This is a genomic window from Fodinicurvata halophila (assembly GCF_042651425.1).
In the GTDB taxonomy this organism is placed as follows: Bacteria; Pseudomonadota; Alphaproteobacteria; order Kiloniellales; family DSM-21159; genus Fodinicurvata; species Fodinicurvata halophila.
In genome coordinates this window covers 13,237-35,329 of record NZ_JBHSCW010000005.1, presented here as the reverse complement: position 1 = coordinate 35,329, position 22,093 = coordinate 13,237, and the positions used below count along the sequence as shown (strand labels likewise).

At 64.8% G+C, this 22,093-nt stretch carries 22 protein-coding genes; 3 read left to right on the top strand and 19 right to left on the bottom strand.

What is annotated here, in order from left to right; translation table 11 throughout:
* Nucleotides 1–121 precede the first annotated feature (121 nt).
* Nucleotides 122–886, top strand: coding sequence for an IclR family transcriptional regulator (locus ACFOW6_RS10845; RefSeq protein ID WP_382422388.1), 765 nt, complete (start codon nt 122–124; stop codon nt 884–886).
* 53 nt (nt 887–939) lie between these two features.
* Here ACFOW6_RS10845 and ACFOW6_RS10840 read toward each other — a convergent pair whose 3' ends face one another.
* The 12 genes from ACFOW6_RS10840 to ACFOW6_RS10780 form a co-directional block, all read right to left on the bottom strand.
* Nucleotides 940–2,436: a 3-hydroxyacyl-CoA dehydrogenase gene (locus tag ACFOW6_RS10840; protein ID WP_382422387.1), complete on the bottom strand. Its 1,497-nt coding sequence runs from the start codon at nt 2,434–2,436 to the stop codon at nt 940–942.
* A 70-nt stretch (nt 2,437–2,506) separates the two neighbouring features.
* The gene (locus tag ACFOW6_RS10835; RefSeq protein WP_382422386.1) at nt 2,507–3,283 is read right to left on the bottom strand and encodes an SDR family oxidoreductase; all 777 of its coding nucleotides are present in this window, start codon (nt 3,281–3,283) and stop codon (nt 2,507–2,509) included.
* Nucleotides 3,284–3,302: 19 nt separating this feature from the next.
* The gene (locus ACFOW6_RS10830) at nt 3,303–4,607 is read right to left on the bottom strand and encodes a TRAP transporter large permease (RefSeq protein WP_382422385.1); all 1,305 of its coding nucleotides are present in this window, start codon (nt 4,605–4,607) and stop codon (nt 3,303–3,305) included.
* Nucleotides 4,607–5,143, bottom strand: coding sequence for a TRAP transporter small permease (locus ACFOW6_RS10825; RefSeq protein WP_382422384.1), 537 nt, complete (start codon nt 5,141–5,143; stop codon nt 4,607–4,609). Before ACFOW6_RS10825 ends, ACFOW6_RS10830 begins: the two co-directional genes overlap by 1 nt.
* A gap of 30 nt (nt 5,144–5,173) precedes the next feature.
* Entirely contained in the window at nt 5,174–6,157 is a 984-nt protein-coding gene (gene dctP / locus ACFOW6_RS10820; protein ID WP_382422383.1) for a TRAP transporter substrate-binding protein DctP, read from the bottom strand.
* Nucleotides 6,158–6,472: 315 nt separating this feature from the next.
* Entirely contained in the window at nt 6,473–7,258 is a 786-nt protein-coding gene (locus ACFOW6_RS10815; RefSeq protein WP_382422382.1) for a creatininase family protein, read from the bottom strand.
* Between the two features lie 44 nt (nt 7,259–7,302).
* Complete coding sequence (gene argE, locus ACFOW6_RS10810) at nt 7,303–8,535, bottom strand: acetylornithine deacetylase (RefSeq protein WP_382422381.1); 1,233 nt, start codon at nt 8,533–8,535, stop codon at nt 7,303–7,305.
* Entirely contained in the window at nt 8,532–9,551 is a 1,020-nt protein-coding gene (locus ACFOW6_RS10805) for an ABC transporter ATP-binding protein (RefSeq protein WP_382422380.1), read from the bottom strand. The genes argE and ACFOW6_RS10805 overlap by 4 nt, the downstream gene beginning before the upstream one ends.
* Complete coding sequence (locus tag ACFOW6_RS10800; RefSeq protein WP_382422379.1) at nt 9,548–10,531, bottom strand: ABC transporter ATP-binding protein; 984 nt, start codon at nt 10,529–10,531, stop codon at nt 9,548–9,550. The genes ACFOW6_RS10805 and ACFOW6_RS10800 overlap by 4 nt, the downstream gene beginning before the upstream one ends.
* Nucleotides 10,524–11,831 (bottom strand): ABC transporter permease, encoded by a 1,308-nt coding sequence (locus ACFOW6_RS18180; protein ID WP_449267362.1) that lies wholly within the window; start codon nt 11,829–11,831, stop codon nt 10,524–10,526. Before ACFOW6_RS18180 ends, ACFOW6_RS10800 begins: the two co-directional genes overlap by 8 nt.
* Nucleotides 11,828–12,805, bottom strand: a complete 978-nt coding sequence (locus tag ACFOW6_RS10785; RefSeq protein WP_382422378.1) for an ABC transporter permease — start codon at nt 12,803–12,805, stop codon at nt 11,828–11,830. The genes ACFOW6_RS18180 and ACFOW6_RS10785 overlap by 4 nt, the downstream gene beginning before the upstream one ends.
* An 83-nt stretch (nt 12,806–12,888) precedes the next feature.
* The gene (locus tag ACFOW6_RS10780; RefSeq protein ID WP_382422377.1) at nt 12,889–14,457 is read right to left on the bottom strand and encodes an ABC transporter substrate-binding protein; all 1,569 of its coding nucleotides are present in this window, start codon (nt 14,455–14,457) and stop codon (nt 12,889–12,891) included.
* 180 nt (nt 14,458–14,637) lie between these two features.
* On the opposite strand from ACFOW6_RS10780, the gene ACFOW6_RS10775 reads away from it, so the two are divergent.
* The gene (locus ACFOW6_RS10775) at nt 14,638–15,480 is read left to right on the top strand and encodes an IclR family transcriptional regulator (RefSeq protein ID WP_382422376.1); all 843 of its coding nucleotides are present in this window, start codon (nt 14,638–14,640) and stop codon (nt 15,478–15,480) included.
* A 13-nt stretch (nt 15,481–15,493) separates the two neighbouring features.
* On the opposite strand, the gene ACFOW6_RS10770 is transcribed toward ACFOW6_RS10775, so the two are convergent.
* The 7 genes from ACFOW6_RS10770 to ACFOW6_RS10740 all read right to left on the bottom strand — a co-directional run bounded on the left by ACFOW6_RS10770 (nt 15,494) and on the right by ACFOW6_RS10740 (nt 20,548).
* Complete coding sequence (locus tag ACFOW6_RS10770) at nt 15,494–16,153, bottom strand: glutathione S-transferase family protein (RefSeq protein WP_382422375.1); 660 nt, start codon at nt 16,151–16,153, stop codon at nt 15,494–15,496.
* A complete protein-coding gene (locus ACFOW6_RS10765) occupies nt 16,150–17,067 on the bottom strand; it encodes a VOC family protein (RefSeq protein ID WP_382422374.1) in 918 nt (305 codons plus the stop codon). Before ACFOW6_RS10765 ends, ACFOW6_RS10770 begins: the two co-directional genes overlap by 4 nt.
* Before the next feature lie 24 nt (nt 17,068–17,091).
* Nucleotides 17,092–17,544: a VOC family protein gene (locus ACFOW6_RS10760; RefSeq protein WP_382422373.1), complete on the bottom strand. Its 453-nt coding sequence runs from the start codon at nt 17,542–17,544 to the stop codon at nt 17,092–17,094.
* A 26-nt stretch (nt 17,545–17,570) separates the two neighbouring features.
* Complete coding sequence (locus ACFOW6_RS10755; protein WP_382422372.1) at nt 17,571–17,924, bottom strand: DUF1428 domain-containing protein; 354 nt, start codon at nt 17,922–17,924, stop codon at nt 17,571–17,573.
* Between the two features lie 68 nt (nt 17,925–17,992).
* On the bottom strand, nt 17,993–18,916 hold the full coding sequence (locus tag ACFOW6_RS10750; RefSeq protein ID WP_382422371.1) for an alpha/beta fold hydrolase: 924 nt from the start codon (nt 18,914–18,916) through the stop codon (nt 17,993–17,995).
* Between the two features lie 169 nt (nt 18,917–19,085).
* A complete protein-coding gene (locus ACFOW6_RS10745; RefSeq protein ID WP_382422370.1) occupies nt 19,086–19,862 on the bottom strand; it encodes a hypothetical protein in 777 nt (258 codons plus the stop codon).
* A 122-nt stretch (nt 19,863–19,984) separates the two neighbouring features.
* A complete protein-coding gene (locus tag ACFOW6_RS10740; protein ID WP_382422369.1) occupies nt 19,985–20,548 on the bottom strand; it encodes a DUF421 domain-containing protein in 564 nt (187 codons plus the stop codon).
* Nucleotides 20,549–20,819: 271 nt separating this feature from the next.
* On the opposite strand from ACFOW6_RS10740, the gene ACFOW6_RS10735 reads away from it, so the two are divergent.
* Nucleotides 20,820–21,800 (top strand): 2-hydroxyacid dehydrogenase, encoded by a 981-nt coding sequence (locus tag ACFOW6_RS10735; RefSeq protein ID WP_382422368.1) that lies wholly within the window; start codon nt 20,820–20,822, stop codon nt 21,798–21,800.
* Nucleotides 21,801–22,093: the final 293 nt, after the last annotated feature.

Genomic DNA, 22,093 nt, shown 5'->3' with positions numbered 1-22,093 from the left:
CACGCTTTTCAGCGATTACGGGATCGACTTTCCCCGGAAAGATTGCTATTCGCAATAGAATATTGCGGAAAGCAATTCCGCATAGCGGAAAAACATTCGTATGCTGTCTAAGGAGAGGCATGTGCAGAAGGACAGACAATTCGTCGATGCCCTGGCCCGAGGCCTTGCCATTCTGGAGTGCCTTTCGCGGACCCAGAAACCACTGGGCAACGGCGAAATCGCCAAAATGGTCGATCTCGCGCCCTCCACAGTCAGCCGCCTGACCCACACCCTCACCGCCCTGGGTTATATCCGGCTCAGCCGCTCCGGGCGTGCCTATGAACTGACTCCCAAGAACCTCACACTGGGATACCCGGTACTGGCCGGCATGAGCCTGCTGGAACGGGCGCGCCCCTACCTGAACTCCATCAGCGAACAGACAGGCGAAACAGCCGCACTGGCGGTTCGAGACGGCCTGCATGTTACATTCGTGGAGGTGGTTCAGGGCGCCAACATGGTGGCCGTCCGTCTGGCAACGGGGGGCCGTCTGCGTATTGCGACAGCTGCCGCCGGCATTGCCCTGGTTGCCGCCCTGCCGGACAAGGAGCGGCGCGCCCTTGCCGGTCGCGTGCGCACCGACATACGCGCCAGGGACGACTCCACGGAAGCCTTCAACCGGGAGCTGGCAGCCTGCATTTACAGTGGCGCGGCGACCGTGCGCAACTGGTGGCGCGAAGGCATCGGAGGAGTTGCCGTACCGATCCACGCCCAGGGCGACTACGCCGCCTTGACCATCCCCGTGGCCACCGGGAGCGTGAACGAGAAGACCATGCGTGGCCCACTGGCCGAAGTCCTGCGGGAAACCGCCGAAGCCATCGGTTCCGTCACCTTCGACGAAATGACTTGATATCCCACCGCTGCAGCGGTCATCCGCAGGGGCCGCGGCACAATCGGGGATATTCAAAGCGCCCTTGCAGACAGGCCGAGCTGGGCACGCCGGCGCAGCCATTGACTGGGGCGGTACCGGTCATCCCCGGTCAAGGCCTGTGCCTGCACGAGAATGCGATGAGTCACGGCAACCCCCATGGCATCGACCAGTTCCAGCGGGCCCCTGGGATAATTGAGGCCCAGACGCATGGCGAGATCGATGTCCTCCACGGAGGCCAGTCCCGTCTGCGCCATTTCGCAGCCAAGGTTGGCAACCATGGCAGCTATCCGCTGACCCACGAAACCAGGGGAGTCAGCAATGGTGGTTACCCTGCGCGCCTGGGCGAACAGCGCGGCAACCGAGGCCAGTGCCTCCGGCAACGCGGCCGGCGCCGTCATCAGGGTTACGCGCTGCGAGATATCCATGACGGTATCGACACAGATCAGCCGACGATGGTCGCACCCGGTGCGAGCGGCATAGGCCGTCGCATCCTCCCCCACCGGGGCCGCGAGCAAGGCGGCCCTGCTGTCATCGTTTTCCAGTATGCGGCCGCCGCACTCCTCGACGAGAGCCTTCAACTGCGCATCCTGGTCACAGAGCACGACAGCCTCGGCCGGTACGGCATTCAGCGGTGCGTCCGCCGAAGGTGTCTCGCTGCCTTCGGCGTAGTCGTAGAAGCCGCGTCCCGTCTTGCGGCCCAGTTGGCCGGTTTCCAGCATGTAGCGATGCAGGGGGGTCGAGCGCAGGCGCGGGTCGCCGAACGCGCTTTCATGGACGAAGCGCGTGACCGGGAAGTTCACATCCATTCCCGTCAAATCCATAAGCTCGAAGGGGCCCATGCGGAAGCCGAAGCCGTCGCGCATGATGGCATCCACCTGAGCCGGCGTCGCCACGCCTTCGTGCACCACGGCCAAGCCTTCCGTGTTGTAGGCACGCCCGCCATAGTTGACCAGGAATCCTGGAGTGTCCTTCACCTGCACCGGCTCCCGTCCCAGGCGACGCCCCAGCGTGGTCAAGGCCTCCATGACGTCGTCGCGGGTATCGGGCCCGCGAATGACCTCCACCAGTTTCATGACGGGAACGGGATTGAAGAAATGCAGGCCGGCCATGCGGTCCCTGTGCCGGAGCTGAGCGGCAATGGCACCGATCGGCAGGGAGGAGGTATTGGAGGCGAGGATTGCATCCGCACGCAGCAGGCCTTCCAATTCGCTGAAAAGCTTCGTCTTGGCTTCCAGGTCCTCGACAATGGCCTCGACCACCACATCGCAGTCCGACAGTTCCGCAAGTGTCCCGACCGCTTTCAGACAGTCCGCCGCTGAATCGCGCGCTGGCCGGGACATCTTGTCCTGGGAGACCCGCTTGTCCAGGCGTTTGAGAATGCCCTCCCGGGCCAGTTCGCCCGCACCCGCACGCGCATCATAGACCAGGGTCTCCAGGCCAGCCATTGCAGCCACCTGCGCTATACCGCCGCCCATGGCGCCGGCACCGACAATACCCAGCTTGAGATTGCCGTTCTCCATGTCCTTCATCTCCAAAGGGTCCCTTCTTTCGTGGGGTGTCTGTTCTGGTTCTCGAGGGCCTCGGCTTCGCGAGGCCACGCTAAAGCAGCGAGCGGACCAGGCCGCCATCGACTGTGATGTTCTGGCCTGTCATGTAGCCTGCGTGAGCCGAACAGAGGAAGGCACAAACCCGGCCGAAATCCTCCCCCCGACCCAGGCGCTTCATGGGCACGGACTCCGCCATGTGCGCCTTGGCCTCGTCCTCGGTAATTCCCTGGTTTCTTGCCTGCGCTGCATAGACCCGGTGCAGGGCGCCTGTGTCCATCAGGCCGGGCAGCAGGTTGTTCACCGTAATGCCCTGGTCGGCGACTTCCTGGGACAGGCTCGACATCGCCCCGGTCAGGCCGGCGCGTACGCCTGTCGCCAACCCCATGTTCGGATAGGGTTCGCGCACCGTGAAGGAGGTGATGTTGACGATGCGCCCGAAGCCGGCCTGCTTCATGTCCGGCAGGGTCATGACGGCGAAGTCCAGTGCCGCCAGCATGTTCATCTCCACGGCTTTCTGCCAAGTCTCGTGATCGTGTCCTGCCACAGGGCCCGGCGGAGGACCACCCGCGTTCGTTACCAGGATCGAGATCGGCTGTTCGCCACGTGCCTGCGCAAAGATACGCTTGCGCTCCCCGGGGTCGGAAACGTCGCCGGCGACGGCCCAGGCTCCCTTTCCGAGAGAGTCTGCGGCCTCCTTTGCGCGCGCTTGGTCGCGCCCGTTGACTACGACCTCCACACCGGCCTCAGCCAGGGCTTCCGCGCAACTGAACCCGAGGCCCTGCGAGCCGCCGAGAACGAGCGCCTTGTGACCGGAGATTTGGAGATCCATGACGTTAACTCACTTCATGTCACACGAATGAGGGCAGATAGAGAATGATGTCCGGCAGCAGAGCCAGCACGACGATCATCAGCAGGAAGATCAGCACGAAGGGTACGGCTGCACGATAGACCGACTGTATGGGGACGTCGCGCGCCACGCCCTGCAGGGCAAACAGTGTATACCCGAAGGGCGGCGTGATCCCGCCGATGGACATGTTGATGAGAAAGATCGTCCAGAACCAGAGGGGATCGAACTCAAGCCCGGTGATGATCGGCTGATAGAGAGGCACCAGCAGGATCATGAGTGCAATCTGGTCGATGAACATGCAGAGGATCAACGGCAGTGCCTGCAGGACGATGAAGATCAGCACGACCGGCAGGGCCAGAGAGGTCACGAAGGCGACCAGTTCGAAGGTGACGCCCGTCATGTTCAGGATCTGGCTGAAGGAAACGGAGCTGACCATGATGATCATGATCATGCCGGTGATCCAGGCTGTGGAGCGAACGGCCTCCACCAGCTTGGCAAACTTCAGGTCGCCCAGGATGGAGCAGATCACCGCCGCCACGACACACCCCATGGCTGCGGATTCCGTTGGCGTGGCCACACCCCCCAGGATCAGGCCCAGGATGGTAACGATGATCAGAAGGAAAGGCAGCGCTTTCAGAACCAGAAGGGCGCGTTCGCGTCCGGGCAGGTCGGCGCGCGGACTGAGCGGGGCCAGGTCGGGATTCCGCCAGCCACGAATCACGATGTAGATGAAGAAGGCCAGCGCCAACAGGATACCGGGTACGATTCCCGCAATCAGCAGTTCTGCGATAGACACGCCGGAGAGAATGCCCAGCACCACTGCCATGACACTGGGCGGAATGATCGGGGCCAGGCTGGAGCCTGCCAGGATCGCGCCGACAGAGAGATTGCGGTCATAGCCGCGACTGCGCATTTCCGGCAGCAGCGAAGAGCCCATCATCGCGGCAACTGCCATTGCAGATCCGGACAGGGCTCCAAAGATGGTGGACAGCACGATCGTGACGGCGTAGAGCCTCGCCCGGATATTGCCGATCACGGCATCGACCGCATTGAAGAGAATCCGCACGGCCCCTGAGCGGAAAAGGATCTCGCCCAACAGGATGAACAGCGGGATAGCCGCCAGCGATATGCTGGTGCCGGTGTCGAACATGGAGTTCACCACCAGCAGCACACCGCCGAAGTTCCCTGTCATCAGGTAAAGACCGATCAGGTTCAGCGTCAGGAACGACAGGAAGATCGGCAATCCGGTGGCAAACAGCGCCAGCAAGAGGAAGAAGGCGCCCGTGAGCAGCACATACCACTCCATCAGGACAGCTCCTCACCGACCGGCTTGCCATCGCGCGACTCTGCAGGAGCGGAAGGCGACTGCATGAACGTCGCTCCCAAATGGCGGAGGAAATAGAGCGCCATGCTTGCCAGCGCATAGACGACCGTGATCATGACCCACCACTTCTGGATTGGCGTCACCGTGATCATCGTCACGCCGCGCGTGTAGAGTCGGAAGGTTTCCTGTGCTCCGAACCAGGCACAAAGCCCGCACACCAGAACGGCCAGCAGAAGCGTCAGGCGTCGCATCCAGAGGGAAACACCTTGAGGGACGTGATCCACCACGGCGGTCATGGCCGCATGACCCCCCTTCCAGGTCAGCATGGGAGCGGCCAGGAAGGTCACGAAGGCAAAGCTGACCGCCGCTGTATCCGGCGCCCAATCGCTTGGCATGCGAAGAAAATAGCGCCCCACGACCTCCCAGGCCGTGACCAGGGTCAAATAGGCGACTGACGCAGCCGACACCCAGAAGGTCAGCTGCGTCAGTCCGTCGTGAATGCGCAACAGCCAGCGCATTGCTTCAATCCCCAGCCAGACTATAAGCCGTCATTCGGCGGCTGTGAGGCCCTTTTCCACGGCCAGGTCATGGAACTCGGCACCATCCTCGCCGGCTTTCGCACGCACCTGCTTCCAGACGCCGCTGGCGAAGATGGCGTTCACATCCCCCGCAACATCCGGACCAAATTCGGTGATTTCCAGTCCGGCATCCTGCATGGCCTGGTCTTCTTCCGCCCAAAGCTTCTCGAAGTGCTCACGGCCCTCGATTTCCAGTTCGCGCGCGGTTTCCTCCACAAGCGCCTGCTGGTCTTCCGTCAGACTGTTCCAGCTGTCCAGGTTCATGAACAGCGTCAGGTTGGTGACACCGAAGGTAGGGCGGGTCATGTAGTCCGCGACTTCGTACCACTTGTAGTCCATCGCACCGAAGACAGGCCAGGCCGCACCATCGACCAGACCACGATCCAGTGCGGAGTAGATATCGCTGGCCGGCATGGTCACCACCGAGCCTCCGAGCTCGATCACCATGTCGTGATAGGTGCCGGATGCGCGGATCTTGCGACCTTCCAGGCCCCCGTCCTCACCAATCGGGTCGCTCAAGAGGAAGTGGTAGCCGGAGGCTGCCGAGAACACGCCGATCAGCTTGAGGTTGCGGTCCTGGTAATGCGCATCGATCAACTCGTAGATGCCGCTCTCACGGCGCGCTACGGGATCGTCCTTGACGGCATCCATGCCGAAGGCCATGGCCGTCTCGCCCAGGTGATAGGCGCCATGGGTGAACAGCATGTCGAACAGGCCGGTTGAGACCGGCTGAAGCTGCTCGAAGGGGGAAACGGTTTCCGGTCCGCGCAGGTTGATGTTCAAGTCTCCATCGGATTTTTCCTCAAGGCGCTCGGCGAAGCCCTGGGCAAATACCGGAACAGCATTATAGCTCTCATCCCAGCTCGAGAGCAGGGTCATGTCTTCCGCTTGGGCAGAACCGGCAACCAGGGTTGCGGCCAGGGCGGCAGTCGCAAAAAAACTACGGCGAATCATGATGGCGTCCTCCTCGCTTGTGGCTTCACAGCTATCACCCGGCCATGGTGGATCAGGCGCATCCAGGAAACCTTGATTGTTCAAACAGCAAAGCCACAGGCCGCTTGACCGTCAAGCAGAATTGCAGAAACCAGTTCCGCTGTGCGGAATTGTCGCTCGATCTGCCGTTTCGACGTACGTCACCCCTGTCCGGCTTCGCAAGCTTGGAAAGCCGGAGGCACCCATACCGCAGTATTTCAGAGCAGCGACGGATCAGGAAGGCCGCGCGCTGACCGCTTTCCGTGGATGCAAAACCCGAGAACCACTCGGTCCCGGTCAGGCGGTCTTGGCAAATTCCTCCCAGGCCGCGCAGAGGTCCTCCAGCGCGGCCTCGTAGAGCGTCTCGCCGGCCTCCGCATTGGCGAGCGTGGGGTCGGAGCCGATACGGCCGTCGGGGAAGCGCGAACGGAAATCCCGGGAATCGCCGATCGGCCCCTTGGGCGCGATCTTCGGCGAGAGCGGGCGCGACTTCATGTGGGGGCCGTGAGCGAAATGCGTCAGCGAGACCTCGCTGCAGGTCACGTGCGAGCCCTCGGCCTCGCCGAACAGCTCGGCGCTGCGCGCGCGTACCGACGGCATCATCCACCAGCTGTGCAGCTGGAACTGCAGGGAAGGACGATTGCTCTGCATGCCGTAGGAGACATCGGCGTGGATCTCGGAAAAAGCGGCCTGCAGGGTAGCGATGTTGCCGCCGTGTCCGTTGACGAAGAAGAAGCGCTCGAAGCCCTGGCTGGCCAGCGAGGTCACCACGTCGCGCACCACGGCGATCAGCGTGCTGGGGCGCAGCGAGATGCTGCCCGGAAAGCCCAGGTGATGCTGCGCCATCCCGATGGACAACGTCGGCGCGATCAGGGCTCCGGTGCGCGCGGCTATGCCACGGGACAGCACTTCCGGACAGAGCGCATCGGTGCCCAGCAGGCCCGTGGGTCCGTGCTGCTCGGTGGAGCCGATGGGGATCAGGATGCTGCGCGAGCTCTGCAGGTACTCCTCGATATCCGGCCAGGTCAGCAGCTGCAGGCGCCTGCGCTCACCCGCTTCCCAGGTCCGTTCGTCCTGTGCCATGCTCTCCTCCTCTTGGCTTATGCGCTGCCGGGCAGCCTACACCTTCAGGCGTCCTTGCACAGCCGCTCGACCAGCCGGCCGAGCAGCTGCTCCATTTCCGCCAACTGGGACAGGGCGGCGAACTCGTTCGCTTTGTGGGCCTGGTCGATATGCCCCGGCCCGCAGATCACCGTCGGAATGCCGGCGTGCTGCTGGAACTTGCCGCCCTCGGTCCCATAGGCGACCCGGCGCGTGCTGTTGGTGGCGGCTAGGCCCTTCATGAAGGTAACGGCCTCCGCGTCCTCGTCCATGTCCAGGCCGGGGAAGGAGAAGAGCTGGGTCCAGGTGACGGACGCCTCCGGTGCCTTCTTCTGCATGGCCGCCTCCAGCTCCCGGCCATAGGCCTTGAGCTCGTCCAGCTTGGCAAAAGGATCGTCCAGGGGCAGGTGCCGAAACTCGAAGACGAAGGAGCAGTGGTCCGGCACGATGTTCAGCGCCTGCCCGCCCTGCAGCTGGCCCACGTGGATCGTCGTGTGCTCCACGTCATAGCGGGGATCGAAGGGCCCGTCGCGTTCCACCGCGTCGGCCATGTCGGCAATCCGTGCCACCAGCCGCGCCGCCGTCTGCACGGCATTGGCCGCGCGCGGCGCCAGGCTCGAGTGCGCGATACTGCCCTTCACCACGCATTCCACGGCCAGCTTGCCCTTGTGGCCGGTGACCACGTCCATGCCGGTGGGTTCGCCAACCAGACAAAGGCCGGGCTTGTTCTCCAATGTGGCGATGTATTCGATCAGACCGTCGACACCACGACAGCCCACCTCCTCGTCATAGGAGAAGCAGAGGTCGATGGGCCGGGCCAGCGGCGCCTCCTGCATGCGCGGCACCAGCGCCAGACAGCAGGCCAGGAACCCCTTCATGTCGGCCGTCCCGCGCCCCACCAGAGCTCCGTTGCGTTCCTCCAGGGTAAAGGGGTCGCTGTCCCAATCCTGCCCCTCCACCGGCACCACGTCGGTATGCCCGCTGAGTGCCACACCGCCCGGCCGGTCCGGGCCGATGCGCGCCCAGAGATTGGCCTTGTTGCCCTCCTCGTTCGGCAGCACGTGGCACGCGATGCCGCGCGCCGCGAGATAGTCCTTCACATGCTCGATCAGGGCCAGGTTGGAGTCCCGGCTGACCGTGGGGAAGCCCACCAGCCGGCGCAGCCACTCCACGACATCCGAGGAAGGACGGTCCGTCCCCTGCGCCGGAATGGCCTCCGGCAAGGTCTGGTCGGATGAGGGGGCACGATCGGGGGTCATGGTCTGTCTGTCCTTGAGGTGGTGTTGAGGTGGCAGGCGGAGAAGTGTCCCGGTGCAATCTCTTCCAAAGCCGGCTCCTCCACCCGGCAGCGGTCGAAGGCATGGGGGCAGCGCGGATGGAAATGACAGCCGGGCGGCGGGTCCAGCGGCGAGGGAATCTCTCCCTTGATCGGATGGAAGCGGCGTTTGCCGGCTTCCAGGCGCGGCACGTCCTCCAGCAACGCCTGGGTATAGGGATGGTTGGGGCCGGCGAAGAGTTCCGCCGTGGGGGCCTGTTCCACCACCCGCCCGAGGTACATGATCACCACCTGGTCCGAGAGATGCTCGACCACCCCCAGATCGTGGCTGATGAACAGATAGGTCAGGCCGAAATCCTGCTGCAGCTCCATGAAGAGGTTGAGCACCTGAGCCTGGATCGAGACGTCCAGGGCGGCCACCGACTCGTCACAGACCAGCATTTCCGGCTTCACGGCCAGGGCGCGCGCGATGCCGATGCGCTGGCGCTGCCCGCCGGAGAACTGGTGCGGATAGCGCGCGCGATAGTCCGGATCCAGGCCTACGCGCTGCATCATCTGGGCGACATAGTCCTTCTGTTCGGCGCGCGGCACCAGGCCATGAGCCTGCACCGCCTCGCCGATGATCTGCCCCGCCTTCATGCGCGGATTGAGCGAAGCCATGGGGTCCTGGAAGATCATCTGGATCGCCAGGTCCAGATGGGCCGCATCGCGCTTGGCCAGTTGTTCGACCGGCTGCCCCCGGTAGAGGAAACGGCCGTCAGAAGGCTTGTGCAGTCCGGCCACGATGCGGCCCAGAGTGGACTTCCCGCAGCCGCTTTCGCCCACAAGGCCGACCACTTCGCCCTTGCCCACGTTCAGGGTCACCCGGTCCACCGCGTGAACCGTCTGCTCCTTGATTTTCGCCCCCAGGCCGCGGGCCAGGCGCTCCGCCACATCCAGCCTGCGCGTGAAGCGCTTCGAAACGGTCTCCAGGGTGATCAGGGGCTCTGCCGAGGTCATGACCAGATACTCTCGTCCTTGCCTACGGGAAAATGACAGCGCCAGGAGCGATTGCCCTGCCAGCTGTCCTCGGGTTCGCTGCGACAGAGATCCTGCGCCTTGGGACAGCGCGGATGGAAGGGGCAGCCTTCCGGCAGGTGCGTCATGGAGGGCGTCATGCCGGGAATCTGACGCAGCCGCTGTCGCCGCTGGTTACGCGAGGGCACAGAGGCGATCAGGCCCGCCGTATAGGGGTGTCGCGGCGCGCTGATCACCGCGTCCGAGGGCCCCTGCTCCACGATACGGCCGGCATACATCACGGCGATGCGATCGGCCAGGCCGGCCACCACCGAGAGGTCGTGGGTGATCAGCATCATGGCCACCCCCTTCTGCTCCACCAGGCGCTGGACCTCCGCCAGAATCTGCGCCTGAATGGTGACATCCAGCGCCGTGGTCGGCTCGTCGGCGATGATCAGTTCGGGATCGTTCAGCAGGGCTATCGCGATGGCCACGCGCTGGCGCATGCCGCCGGACAGCTGGTGCGGATAATTCCTCAGGCGCGCCTCCGGCGCCGAGATACCGACCATGGTCAGCGACTCGCGGCAGCGCTGCACCGCCGCCGCGCGCGAGATGTCCTGGTGCGCCTGCAGGGTTTCCACCATCTGGGTGTCGATGCGCAGCACCGGGTTCAGGGTCATCATGGGGTCCTGGAAGATCATGGAGATGCGGCGCCCGCGATAGCGCCGCAGCTGTTCGCCCGCCAGGCCCACGAGCTCCTGCCCGTCGAAGCGGATGGAGCCCCCCACCACGCGCCCGGGATGATCGACCAGCCCCATGATCGAGAAGCCCGTTACCGACTTGCCGGAGCCGCTTTCACCCACCAGGCCCAGGACTTCGCCGGAGCGCAGCGAAAGACTGACCCCGTCCACCGCCTTCACCGGGCGGGAATAGGTTTCGAAGTGGGTCTGCAGTCGGTCGACCTGGAGCAGGGGATCAGTCATCGCGGCGCATCCTCGGGTTCAGGACCTCGCGCAGGCGATCGCCCACCAGGTTGATGGCGACGATGGTGACCAGCAGGGCCACGCCGGGGAAGACACTGATCCAGTAGCGCCCGGAAAGCAGGTAGTCGAAGCCGTTGGAGATCAGCAGGCCCAGCGACGGCTCGGTCTGCGGCATTCCCAGTCCCAGGAAGCTGAGCGTCGCCTCCAGGGCGATGGCATTGGCCACCTGGACCGTACCCACCACGATCATGGGCGGAATGCAGTTGGGCAGCATGTGGCGCAGGACGATGCGCCAGCGGCTGAGCGCCAGGCAGCGCGCCGCCTCGATATACTCCTTGCTGCGTTCCACCAGCCCGGCCGAGCGGGCCGTGCGTGCGTAGTAGGCCCATTGGGCGATGACCAAGGCCAGGATCACCTTGTCCGGTCCGCGCCCCAGGATCGCCAGCAGCAGCAGCGCCACCAGGATGGCCGGGAAGCTGAGCTGCAAGTCGACGATGCGCATGATCAGGGCATCGATCCGTCCGCCCGCGTAGGCGGCGGTCAGCCCGACCACCAGGCCGATCATCAGGGCCAGCGCACCGCTGAAGATGCCCACGGAGATACTGATGCGCAGGCCATAGATGATAGCCGAGAACATGTCGCGGCCCTGCCCGTCGGTGCCCAGCCAATAGAGCTGTTCGACCTCGCCCTCGGCCTGCTGGGCCCGGATCTCCAGTTCGAAGTCGCCTTCATAGCCCTCGGGCAACTGCACCTCGAACGCCGTGATCTCCTCCGGTGTCACCAACCAGAAATTCCGGAAATCGTGTTCTTCGCCCACCGAGAGTTCGGCCCCGCGCGGCAGGCCTTCCACCCTCAGCTCCCGCTCCAGGGTCTCGAGGTTCTCTGCCGGTTGCGGGTCCAGGCTTACAGCCACACGGTCGGACTCGACCCTTTCCCACTCGGCCTGAACGCTTTCGAAGGGCACATCGCCGCTCAGCTCCAGGCTTTCGCTGCCGGACTCCGCCGCGCTGGAAATCTGGATGGGCAGGGATTGCCTGGCGGGATCGGCGCGTCCGGCCGTGCCGGGCGGCAGGCGGCTGTGCTCCACCCGGATCTCGGTCAGGTCATAGGGGTTCTGCGGCGCGATCCAGGGCGCGAATATCGCGGCAAACACGATCAGCAGCAGGACGGCCGCACCGACTACGGCCAGTTTGCTGGCCATGAACTCGCGCAGCGTGCGCCGGAATGGCGTGTCCTTGGCGGGGGCCGCCTCGGCGTTTGCGACGCCCCCCTCCCGGGCCTGGTGCTCCTGTATGGTCATGAACCCAGATCCTGCAGCCGGACCCGCGGGTCGAAGACCGAATAGAGCACGTCCACGATCAGGTTGATCGTGATGAAGGTCAGAACGATGACGATCAGGTACGAGACGATGACGGGGCGATCGAGCACGAAGATGGAATCGATGATCAGCTTGCCGATGCCCGGCCAGGCAAAGACCGTCTCCGTCACCACCGCAAAGGCGATCAGGGTGCCGAATTCCAGGCCGATGATGGTGATCACCGGAATCATGATGACCTTCAGGATGTGCACACTGACGATGCGCCGCTCGTGCAGGCCCTTGGCGCGGGCGAACTTCACGAAATCAAGCTGGATGGCTTCCAGCACGCTGGCCCGGGTCAGGCGGATGATCAGGGCCATCTTGAACAGCGCCAGGTTCAGGGCCGGCAGCACCAGGTGCGACCAGCCGTCCATGGAGAACAGCGTGGACTGCATGCCCAGGAACTCGCCCGGCTCGCCGCGCCCGCCCGACGGCAGCCAGCCCAGCAGCACGGCAAACAGCAGGATCAGCATCAGTCCCTGCCAGAAGTTGGGCAGGCTGAACCCGAAGATCGAGCCCACCATGATGGAATGCCCAGCAATGCTGTGCGGCTTGAGGCCGGCCCAGAGGCCCAGCGGGATGCCGACCAGGATGGACAGGGACAGCGCAAAGAGGGCCAGTTCGAGTGTCGCCGGCAGGCGGCTCAACACCAGCGAGAAGGCCGGCACGTTGAACACGAAGGAGCGGCCGACGTCGCCCTGCAGCAGATTGCCGACGAAGGAGATGTATTGCTGGTGAAGCGGCTGGTCGAGACCCAGCCGGGCGATCGCCGCCGTGCGCTCCGCCTGGGTGGCGTCGGGGGCGATCAGGATATCCACCGGATTGCCGATGGCATAGACGGCCACGAACACGATCACAGTCATGGCCACCAGTACGAAAAAGCTCTGAAGCAGACGACGGATTATGAAGACCGTCATTCCACGGCTCTCCTCAAGACGGTCGCCCCGGCATCACCTTGCCTCCAGGACAAGGATGACACCGGGACTATCCGTTATACGCTTCAGTCAACCGGACGCACGGAGGTCGCGAGCGTGTACTCGTCGGTCCGCGGGATGTACTCCAGGCCGTCACGGGTGCCCCAGGTATTGACCTGGAAGTGCACCGGGATCAGGCCGACATCCTCCATGGCCACTTCCGTGGCCTGGGCCAGAAGCTCGTCGCGCTTCTCGTCATCCACGGTGACCAGGGCTTTCTTCAGCAGGGCATCCATTTCCTCGTTGGAGTAGCGCCCGCGGTTGGTGGCCCCGAAGCCGGCGTCAGGCTCGTAGGTCGCCAGCAGCGCGCGCAGGGGCGAGGAGGCCTCGCCGGAGCCGGCGCCCCAGCCGACCAGCATCACCGAGAACTCCAGGTCCGAGGCGCGGCCGAAATAGACCGAGACCGGAATCGTCTCGACCTCGGTCTCGATGCCGAGGCGGCTCCACATCTGGGCCACGGCCTGCAGCACCTGCTCGTCGTTGATGTAACGACCGGCCGGTCCGTGAACCGTCATCCTGAAGCCATCCTCATAGCCCGCCTCGGCCAACAGTTCCTGGGCGCGCTCGGGCTGGTATTCCGGTACCTCGATGTCCTCGGAGACCCCGAAGAAGCCCTCGGGCAGCAACTGCCCGGCCGGGATGGCGATACCCTCCATCACGTCCTCGACGATCGACTCGCGGTCGATGGCGATGGACAGGGCCTTGCGCACCTTGGTGTCGCGCAACGGGTTCTCGATCTCGCTGCCGTCCTTGGCGGTGATCTGGGGCGTCACTTCGCGGTCGCTGTCCAGGTGGATGTAGATCACGCGGTTGGAAATGCCCTGCCAGATCGAGACATCCTCGTCCTCCTCCAGCGAGGCCACGTCGTTCGTCGGAACCCCTTCGATCACGTCGATATCGCCGGACAGCAGACCGGCGACGCGGGCCGAGGCGCTGGTAACCGGCCGGAAGGTGACGTTGTCCCACTGCGGCTCATCCCCCCAGTAGTCGTCATAGGCCGCCATCTCGACTTCCTCGCCGGGCGTGTAGCTGACGAACTGGTAGGGGCCCGTGCCGACGGCCGCCTCGCCGCTGTTGAAGTCCTCGGTGGAGGCGCCTTCCGCGTGCTTCTTGCTGATGATGGCCACCGTGGACAGGTTGTTGGCCATCAGGGGCACGGGCTCTTCGGTATGGAAGCGCACCGTGTGCTCGTCGACGATCTCGACCTCGGCGATGTCGTTGATGTAGAGGCTGAAGCTCGAGGGGCTGTTGGGTACGTCCGGCGCCCGTTCGATGGTGAAGGCCACGTCCTCGGCCGTGAACGGCGTACCGTCGTGGAAGGTCACGTCCTCGCGCAGCTTGAACTCCCAGACCAGGGGGTCGTCCGTGACGCCCCATTCCGTGGCCAGGCCCGGTTCCAGGGATTGGTTCTCGTCCTGCTTGATCAGCGGCTCGAAGATATGCCGCGTCAGGGCGTTGTTCGGTGTCAAGTTGTGATAATGGGGGTCGACGGAAGTGGGTTCCGCCGCCAGGGCGATCGTCAGGTCCTCCGCCGCTGCCGGAGCAGCCGCAAAGGACACGACAAAGGCCGTGGCCATGAGCAAACGGGATTGCATGTCCTATCCTCCTGTTCAGATAAACCGATCGGCAATTCTTGTTCTCTTTTTATCTTATCGTTGTACGATAATTATTTATCACTTATAAGTATGAAACCGCCCTGAAAAAGAATCAACCATGACGTTTCCGCCAGGAGACGGAAGACAACGGAAGACACTAGACCACAGGACCGGCAGAGCATGGCCCACGACTCCGCCAAAGCCCCTTCCGAGGACGTCCCTGCCCCACCATCACAGGCCGGCGCAGAGCGAAACCCGCTCTTCATCACCGCCCTGGCCCGCGGACTGCACGTGCTCGAGGTCTTCTCCAACGGCTGGGAGGCCATGGGCCTCAGCGAAATCGCCAACGCCACCGGCCTGGCGGTGCCCACCGTCCAGCGCGCGGTCCATACACTGACCGAGATGGGCTATCTGGCGAAAGACGCGCAGACCCGGCGCTATCGCCTGACCCCCAAGGCGCTGGACTCGACCTATCGCTACCTGCAGTCCAGCCCGCTCTACGAGGCCGCGATCCCCGTCGTCGTGGCCCTGCGCGACGAGTGGCAGGAAACCGTCAACGTCTCCATCCTGGATGGGCCGGAAGCCATGCTGCTGATCCGCATGCCCGGGGCGCGCCGGATCAACCCGACCTCGATGATCGGCCGCCGCATGCCGGCCCACGCCACCTCCACTGGCCTGGCCATGCTGGCCATGCTGCCGCCGGCCGAGCAGCGCCGGCGCCTCCACGAGGCGCCGCTGACGGCCATGACGGCGCAGACAGTCACCGACCCGGAGGTGCTGGAGAAGCGCCTGCAGGTCGTCCGCCGTGACGGCTACGCCCTGGTCAACGAGGAAGCCGCCGACGGCGAGATTTCCGTCGCAGCCCCGATCCTGGACCACGACGGCCGCCTGGTGGCGGCCATCAGCATGACCACCGCGGTCAGTCACTGGTCGGAAGAAGAGGCGCGCAAACAGATCGCACCGGCCGTCAAACACGCCGCCCGGGCAATCACCGACAGCCTGCGCGGCTGGCGCTCGAAATAGACCCGGGTTTGCGTCAGGACGCGCTGGCCGCCGCCTCGCTCTCCGCGAAGACGGCCATGTGGTCCTTCAGCGCCCGGCGATAGGCCGGACGATGCTCGCAGCGGGCCAGATAGGCGACCAGCCGAGGCTGCTCCTCCACCAGATCTGTCCCGCGCAGGATCTGCAGCACGCAGGCCATCATCAGGTCGCCCAGCGTGAAACGGTTTTCCAGGTACTCCTGGTCGCCCAGCCAGGCCGCCAGCTGGTCCAGGCGCCGCCGGGCGGCCTTCTCGGCCGCCGGCCGTCGCTGGCGCGCCCAGTCCTCTTCGGCGTGGAACAGGTCGAGTTCGGCCAGCGTCTGGATCGCCGGCTCCATGGTGTTCAGGGCCGCGAGCAGCCAGGTGACGCTGCGCGCCCGGGCGGCCGGGTCCATCGGCAGCAGGACCTCGCTGCGCGCGCCGATGTGCAGGACGATGGCGCCCGATTCGAACAGGCTGACGGTCTCGTCCTCATAGGCCGGCACCTGCCCGAAGGGCTGGCGGGCCAGGTGCTCGGGACTGTCCCGCTGCTCCAGGTCGATCAGGCGCGTGCGATAGGGCAGTCCCGCCTCCTCCAGCGCCCAGCGCACGCGCATGTCGCGCACCAGTCCCTGGGCAAAGGGTGGCACCCAGCGATAGGTCGTAAGCGTGATCATGACTGTCCTCCCGTATAAGCCTGTTCCAAAGCGGCAATCTCCAGCTTCCTCATCTGCAGCATCGCACCGGTCACGCGGTCGACCTTGCCGGCGTCCTCGTCCTTCAGAAGGCGCGGCAGCGCCCGCGGCACCACCTGCCAGGAGAGGCCGAAGCGGTCCTTCAGCCAGCCGCAGCGCTGGGCCTCAAGATCGCCCGCCTCGCCGAGCTGAGTCCAGTAGCGGTCGACCTCGTCCTGGCTGTCGCAGAGCACCTGCAGGGACAGCGCCTCGTTGAAAGTGAAGTCGTGGGCCAGGGCCGAGTCCATGGCCCGGAATTCCTGCCCCGCCAGCGTGAAGACGGCCTGGCGGACCGTTCCCTCCCTGTCCGGTGCCGCATCGGAACCATAGCGATCGATTGTCTGGACGGCGGAGTCCGGGAACAGGGAGGTATAGGCCTGCATGGCCTCTTCGGCCCGGCCGCATTGCGCTCCGGTGAAGAGAAGGCTGGGCGCAATCGCCTGCTCGCGCGGCGTGCCGTTGACCTGCCAGGTCAGGCCGAAGCGATCCGCCACCCAACCATAGCCTGCGCTGAAGGGGTATTCCTGGAAGGGCATCAGGGCCGTCCCTCCCTCGGCCAGTCGCTCGAAGAGCCCCCGGGCTTCCTCCACGTCCGCGCAGCTGACGAAGAGCGAGATGGCCGGCGTGAAGCGGAACAGCGGTCCGCCGTTCAGGCCGACGAAGGACCGGCCGGCCAGCCGGAAGCCGACGGTCATGACAGCACCTTCCGGACGCCCGGACATCTCTGCCGCCGCGCGGCTGTAGCGGGTGGTCTCCGCGATGCCGGAGTCGGGAAACAGCGAGGTGTAGAACGTTGCCGCCGCCTCGGCCTGGTCGTCGAACCAGAGGCAGGGGACGATCGTTTGCTCTGTGGTCATGACCGATCCTTGTCCTGTCGTGGTTCAGCGCGGCATCTCTGCCGGGTCCATCCAGAAGGCTTCCCAGATGTGGCCGTCCGGGTCCTCGAAGGTGCGGCCGTACATGAAGCCGTGTTCCTCGGGGGCGCGGGGCTCCGGTGCGCCGGCCGCCAGCGCCTTGTCCATCAGGGCATCCACCGCCGCCCGGCTGTCCAGCTGCAGGGCCAGCAGCACCTCGGTGGAGGTGCGCGCATCGGCGATGTCCTTCTCGGTGAAGCGCTTCAGGCTGGCCGGCAGGTGCAACATGGCGCGGATCTGCTCCGAGAGGATCAGGCAGGCCACCTCGTCGTTGCTGAACTGCTCGTTGAAGCGATAGCCCAGCGCCTCGAAGAAGCGGCGGCTGCGCCCCAAGTCACCCACTGGCAGGTTGAGATAAACGGCACCCGGGGTGGCGCCTGCGCTCTCCCTGGCAAAGGTTTTCGTATTGGCTTCAGGCATGGCGTTTCCTTACCTGATTGGAGGGCTCACAGCTCGACGATCGGCGAGAAACCGCCGAAGATCATGCGCTTGCCGTCGAAGGGCATGGGGTTCGCATCCATCTGCAGGCGCGGATCTTCCATGACCTTGGGCATCGATTCGTCGCGCACGGCGCGCGAGGGCCAGACGATCCAGCCGAAGACCACCGTCTCATCCTCCTTGCGCTTCACGGCCATGGGGAACGAGGTGACCTCGCCGTCCGGAACGTCGTCTCCCCAGCACTCCATGACCTTCAGCGCGCCGTATTCCTTGAACACCGCACCGGCCGTTTCAGCGTGTTGGCGAAAGGTCTCGCGATTGGCCGTGGGCACAGCCAGAACAAACCCGTCGATATAGCTCATCAGCTTTTCCTTTCTGTTGGCCGTGCCTTCTGGCCGTGCCGTGGTTAAGAGACACGTCTTGGCCGCAATCACTCTGCGGCTTCGTTCGTATGCGCCCAGCTCAGGGCTGGCGCCTCGCCGTTCAGGAACGGCAGCACGCTGCGCACCATGGCGGGCGCACCGAACAGCTCGTAGTGGGTCATGTTCGGCAGGATGGCCAGGCGGTTCTCCGGCATGTGCTCGCGCTCCCAGCCGGCATCGCGCTGGCCGCCGCCCAGGCGCTTGTAGAATTCGACCATGTGCTCCAGGCGGATCATGTCGCCGTCGCCGTAAACCAGCATCACCGGCGGCTCCAGCGCCTCGACATCCAGCGTGAAGGAGTCCGGCTGGCTCAGCAGCTCGCCCACCGCATCCAACAGGTCGGGGAAGGCCGTCACGTCCGGCGCCACGTTGGCATAGGCCTGGTACATGGGGGTGTCCTTCATGGCCTCGGCCTGCTGGGCGCCGATCTGCTCCATCTGTGCCTGGATGCCGTCGTGGAAGCCGGCGCGCTCGAAGGGCGCGGACAGCAGCACAAGGCGCCGCACACGCTCGGGGTGCTGCACCGCCATCTGCCCGGCCACGCCGCCGCCCAGGGAATAGCCCATGACGTCGACCTGCTCATAGCCCAACTCCTCCGCCAGCGCGGCCATGTCACGGCCCATCCCGGCAAGGTCCAGGGGCCGGCCGCCCACCAGCTGCGTGCGTCCGTGGCCGTAGAGATCGACCCCGATCACCTGCCGGGTCTCGGTCAGAACCGGCAGGACTGGCGTGAACATCTCGAAGGTCCCCAGCCCACCGTGCAGCAACAGCAAGGGTTCGCCCTCGCCGTGGATCTCGTAATAGTAGTCGATGCCGTTGACGCTTTGGTGGCCGGAGCGCTCGGGCTCCGGCCCTTCGGCCAACACCGGCCCCGCCCCGAAGGACAGCGCCAGGACCACGGCAAGTGCAGCAAACACTTTACGCCCCCACATGCGAGCACTCTCCCTGCTTCAATTCATAAGGTTGATATCAACCTATTCAATGGCTGTCAAATGACAATGAATGCACCCATTGGTGATAAGCCGTTTGCTTGGAGCTAAGCCGGGGCAGCCATTATCATGCTGCAAGCTGACGGCTCATCCCCAGATCATTCCCTGAGCCTTATTCGAACGTCCACGCCTCGTGCTCGATGCGGATGACGCGAGGCTCCCCCTTCTCATAGCGCAGGCGCACGACGGCCCGGCGTGATTGGCCGAAGTTGCGGAAGTCGGCGTTGACGGTGATCAGGCCGCGGAACATGGGGCGCTCCTCGTCGAGCGCGATGTCGAGGTTCGTGATGTCGCTGTCCTGGGCATCGAGCAGCGGATCGGCCTGCAGGCCTTCGCTGGCCATGCGCTCCGCGAGCGGTGCAGTGAAGAAGTCGCCGGCACGCTCGAGGGCGAGCGGGCTGGTCATGTTGCCCGTCATGGACTGCAGGTGATCGCGGTAGAGCCGTTGGACCAGGCGTTCGGCCTCCTGCGCCGGATCGGGCGCCTGCTCAGCCGCGTCTTCACCCGTCACCGCAAAGTCCTCGCCCAGATAGCGCTGGGCCACCCAGCCGCGCGTGCTGTTGTCCGCGCTTTCCATCAGGCACCAGCGCGGCGGCAGGGCGGCGCGCTCGGCCTCGCTCATCTCGAAGAAGATCTCGCGCGGCACCAGGGGAACGCAGGTCACCTGCTGCAGTCCCCGGGCATCATGGGCGAACTCGCCGATCACGGCATAGTCCGTGCCCGGCCCCATGCGCACGTTCAGAACGTCCTCGGACGCCACATCCACCACACGCCAGGCATCCGGCCCGTCGGCCTCCGCCTGCACCTCCTGTCCGCAGGAGAGAAAGAGGACGCCGCCCAGTGCCAGCACCATTTGAAACACGCGCCGTGCGTTCGCCATTCCGCTCATGATCGTGCCCCCAGGATGTCCCGAAACCTTGAAAGCGGCGAGACTAGCATCGCGATCTCCCGGGCGTCCCTATTTGAACGGAGGGGAGTCTCACCCTACGTCGTCTGCGCCCTGCCCTGTGCTCAGGTCCTGGGGGTTTCCCCGGCACCGTCGTAATCGCGGACTCCCTGGAGGATCCATCCATCCTCCGGCATGTCGCCCGCGTGGCTGTGCAGGACGTTGATCGTTCCCGTCCCTTCCATCACGACGGCCTGGACCAAGCTTGGATCCACGACGTTCGCCTTGCGAAGGTGGGTGCGCAGGTCGTCCTCGGTCACCCGCGCAATGCGCATGTTCGAGGGCTTGAGTGTACCACCGGGCCCCATCAGCAGGATCGGCGCATTGTCGGTCGAGGTCTTGAAGACGGCAAAGCGGCTGCGCAGGCGCGAAACGACCAGCTGGATGGCGAACAGGGTGGCCACGGCCGTCATGCCCTGGAGCAGTGGCGGAGTCTTGGCGACGATGGTGGTTGCCACGAGGGAGCCCAGGGCAATCGTGACCGCGATGTCGAAGGTGGACATCTCCGCAAAACTGCGCACGCCGGACCACCTGGCAAAGCCGAGGATCGTCAGGTACATCCCCAGCGTCCCCAGAACGATCCAGAGGATCGGCTGGAGTGATGATGGTGCAAACCATTCAATCCACATCTCGAGGCTCCTTGTCAGACCAGGCGCAGGGGACGGCGGCGCAATCGGGCGATTGCCCGGAAAAGCAAAGGTGAGCCTTCCGCTTCATGCGGTCAAATCAGGAACCTATGACAGTCTCTTCTGAACTGCCCCCATATTCATGGCTTGGCAGGATCCCAACCAGCGACGGCCAGGACATGACAGATTACACACAGAAAAGGCTCCGATCGCTCGATACTTCATGCTACCAAGCGCATTTAGGTAGATTGGGAGAAGGATTGGGCAAGTCTCTATGAAACCTGTCAGAATCGTGGTGGCCAGCAACGGCTTCCGCTCGGCCTTGGACTATTTCCGGACGGTCCTGCCCGGGGCCGGCGTGGAGGCCGAGGTGGAGGCCGTGGATCCGGCCGTGCTGGCGGAGGGGGCCACGTCGGCCGACGTCATCATTCCCGCCATGGCGCGCTTCGACGGAGCGCTGATGGACCGGATCGCCGGTCTGCGCCTGATCCAGCAGTGGGGCGCGGGCCTGGAGGGCGTGGACCAGCAGGCGGCCCGCCAGCGCGGCATCGCTGTGGCCAATGTGCCCACCGCCGGCTCCGGCAATGCGGAGTCGGTGGCGGAGTGGTGCGTCATGGCTGCCATCGCCCTAAGCCGCCGGCTGCCGGTTCTGCAGAAGAGCATCCAGGACGGCGCCTCCTGGGGCGGTCCGTCCGGCCAGGCCCTGATGGGCAAGACGGCCGGCCTCGTGGGGCTGGGCGGCATTGGCCAGGCCCTGGCCCAGCGTCTGCACCCCTTCGGCCTGCGGCAGATCGCGATCAAGCGCACTCCTGACCGCAGACTGGCAGAAGACCTGGGCCTGGACTGGCTGGGTGGCCTCGGGGAACTGCCCACGCTGCTACGGCAATCGGATTTCCTGTTCCTCTGCCTGCCGCTCAGCGCTGAGACGCACCGCCTGCTCGACGCCGACGCTCTCGCCCGGCTGCCCGAGGGCGCCTGCATCATCAATGCCAGCAGGGGCGGGCTGCTGAATCACGACGCCCTACTGGCAGAACTGGAGACCGGCCGCCTGCGCGGCGCCGCCCTGGACGTCTTCGAGCAGGAGCCCCTGCCCATTGACTCCCCGTTATTGGGACGCAGCGACGTGCTCGCCACACCCCATGTCGCCGGGGTCACGGATATCTCCTATGAGGGAATCGCCCGCAACGTCGCCGAGAACATCCGCCGCTTGCTGGCCGGGGAAGCGCTCAGGAACTGCGTAAACCAGGGTGACTGACAACCCCCTTGCAGGAGGCCCTCCGTCCATCCCCGTCTTGCTTCATCTTTGCTACATGCCGCTCTGATGACGTCCGGCAACTGGATACCTATCTCCCACACTCTCCCAGGACAGATGGGAGTGGAGAACGATACCGCCATTCGGCAAGCCCCTGTTCGAGCCGCGCAGCACGCTGATCGGGTCGGATTTTTGCAACGCCAAAAGCCATCTCCGCGATGGTCACGGTTGGCAGGGCGAGCTCGGCACCATGCTGAACGAGCCAGGCAACCACCGCCGGCTCCGGCGTTCTGCGC